General features: G+C 40.6%; 5 protein-coding genes. 1 reads left to right on the top strand and 4 read right to left on the bottom strand.

The window, feature by feature from the left end; all coding sequences use genetic code 11:
• Window positions 1-375, top strand: a 375-nt coding sequence (locus AC3WVG_RS11475) for a DUF3144 domain-containing protein (RefSeq protein ID WP_488798255.1), incomplete at its 5' end; no start/stop codon positions are given.
• Here AC3WVG_RS11475 and AC3WVG_RS11470 read toward each other — a convergent pair.
• From AC3WVG_RS11470 to AC3WVG_RS11455, 4 genes are all read right to left on the bottom strand, one after another.
• Window positions 372-674, bottom strand: a complete 303-nt coding sequence (locus AC3WVG_RS11470; RefSeq protein WP_488798254.1) for a hypothetical protein — start codon at window positions 672-674, stop codon at window positions 372-374. The genes AC3WVG_RS11475 and AC3WVG_RS11470 overlap by 4 nt on opposite strands.
• 171 nt (window positions 675-845) lie before the next feature.
• Window positions 846-1,274, bottom strand: coding sequence for an alternative ribosome rescue aminoacyl-tRNA hydrolase ArfB (arfB, locus tag AC3WVG_RS11465; protein WP_488798253.1), 429 nt, complete (start codon window positions 1,272-1,274; stop codon window positions 846-848).
• A gap of 71 nt (window positions 1,275-1,345) precedes the next feature.
• Window positions 1,346-1,555: a type II toxin-antitoxin system Phd/YefM family antitoxin gene (locus AC3WVG_RS11460; RefSeq protein WP_488798252.1), complete on the bottom strand. Its 210-nt coding sequence runs from the start codon at window positions 1,553-1,555 to the stop codon at window positions 1,346-1,348.
• Window positions 1,556-1,621: 66 nt separating this feature from the next.
• On the bottom strand, window positions 1,622-2,129 hold a 508-nt coding region (locus AC3WVG_RS11455; protein ID WP_488798251.1), incomplete at its 5' end, for a hypothetical protein.

The raw sequence follows: 2,129 nt of genomic DNA, 5'->3' as shown, positions 1-2,129 counted from the left end.
CAGGAAGAGATTAATAGTATACAGAGTACAATGGCAAAAAAAGGATATATCATGTCAGAAATAACACAACAACAGTTGGATGAAAAGTTCTTTGAAAGAGCTGATGCACATATTTCACTTGCCAACGAGCATATCACACAGAAAATCCAACCGGGTCTGGTCAACAATTCTCTGCTCTACGCTGCAGCCCGTTTTAGTGCATGGCTCGCTGCAGCCGGCTTCCAAAGTGGTGAAGAGATGATCACAAAGAAAAAGGAGCTTATGGACTACTTCATAGGACAGTACAGCTCCATGCTCGAAGAGAATCTTGAGAATTATGCAGAGAACTACGACCTGTATATGGGTATCTCCAAAGAACAGACAAAAGAGACTTAACCAAACAGACTCTTGGCTACCATAATGTTCAAAAACGCCAGCATCACCAGTCCACCAAATACTTTTCGGTAGAACGTGTTGTCTATCATGATCGCTGTCATCGTCCCAGCCCACAAAAGTACGGCAAGCAGACCATACAGCACGAACATCAGCTTGACGATGTGCTGCGGCATCGGCGAAGGAGGATGCTCAGGTAAAATGAATGTTACAAACCCTGTCACCATGATCCAGACAAGAAAGATCACCGAAAAAAAAGCCGTCCAGAAAAGAAACTGTATCTTTCCGTTGCGTATGAGCATGAAGTTCCTTTTTGTGATTATAGCTTTTGTTTTATCAAAGAAGCAACCATCATGTGGAAACAAAATTCCAATCCAACCCGTAGGGGTAACCCTCGTGGTTACCCTTTAAGACCACAACATCCTCTCCGTTCACGGGCAACCACAAGGGATTGCCCCTACAAATGCAAACATCTATTCTTCCCTCTCCACTTTCCTACGTAAACGCTTCTTTCCGGAGTGTTTCTTTTTTGCTTGTAGCCGTCTATAGACAGAGCCTTTGGTCGGTTTGGTAGGCACCCGTTTTTTGGGCACCACATTCACACGCTTGATGAGCTCTACCAGACGCTTCAGCGCCTCTTCTCTGTTCTGCTCCTGACTGCGGTGCTGCTGTGACTTGATGACGATGATACCCTCTTTGGTAACACGCTTGTCTTTGAGTTCGAGCAATTTCTCTTTATAAAACTCTGGGAGTGATGAGGCAGCGATATCAAAACGAAGATGGATCGCCGCAGAGACCTTATTGACCTTCTGCCCACCCGAACCCTGCGCACGTATGGCGGAGATCTCTATGTCGTTCTCATCGAGGGTGACGGTGTTTGATATTTTCAGGGTTGACATCATTTCTCTTTTTTAATCTAATCGACTATAGGTTCTAAAGTTCATCTAAATCCACTTCAATAGCTACTTCACCATCATTCAGTCTCTCTTACTTCCTGCGTCAAATAATAATCATCGATGATATCCATCATCTTCTCATACAGCTCACTGGGTACGAGGTAGGCACTGGGTTTGTTATGGTTGAGTATAGCAACCGCCTCACCTCCTGCCGCTTCTATGAGCGAAGAGGGACTTTTTTTGAGTTCAGAGATACTGGCAGAATAGTTGGATAAAATCTGAGTCATATTAAATATCCTTTTTAGTACTTAATTTAGTACAATATTAACTATTTTTTATGATTTTGTCAAATTTTAAGAGGCAGCAATATCTTTACACATTGAAAAAGTATTTTCAAATGAAAACAGAAAAGTTTTTATTTCATCTTTCACCAAATAGTATTCATAATACATGATACCACCTTTATCAAGGAAGATTCGAAATGCTGTTTTACTGCAATCCTCTTCTATCGTATCTTCTTGAAGATACTGTTTCATGCTGTCTTCCCCACCTTTTATCTCCGTAGATAATTTACTTAAAAAGCCGTCAGTTACATGATAAGGAAAGATAAGTTTATTATCTTTCATATAAATCCCTTTCACCTTCGTAATCATATCGATTTTGACGACACCACTGTTTTTTTCAATAATATATTCTCCAAGTTCTTTTAGGGTCATTGCATAAAATTTAGCTTTCTTCTCTTCAAGCATCTTTACAGAACGATAGTTCCCATACCAAATTCCTGAAAGCATAAAAACTGATGCTGCCGTAACCATTAATATATTTTTAGGAGTCCATTCTATTTCACCTATATCAGGATCA

Source organism: Desulfovulcanus sp., from assembly GCF_982781345.1.
Note: the sequence above shows the minus strand (reverse complement) of the source record. Positions and strands in the feature narration are given on the sequence as shown.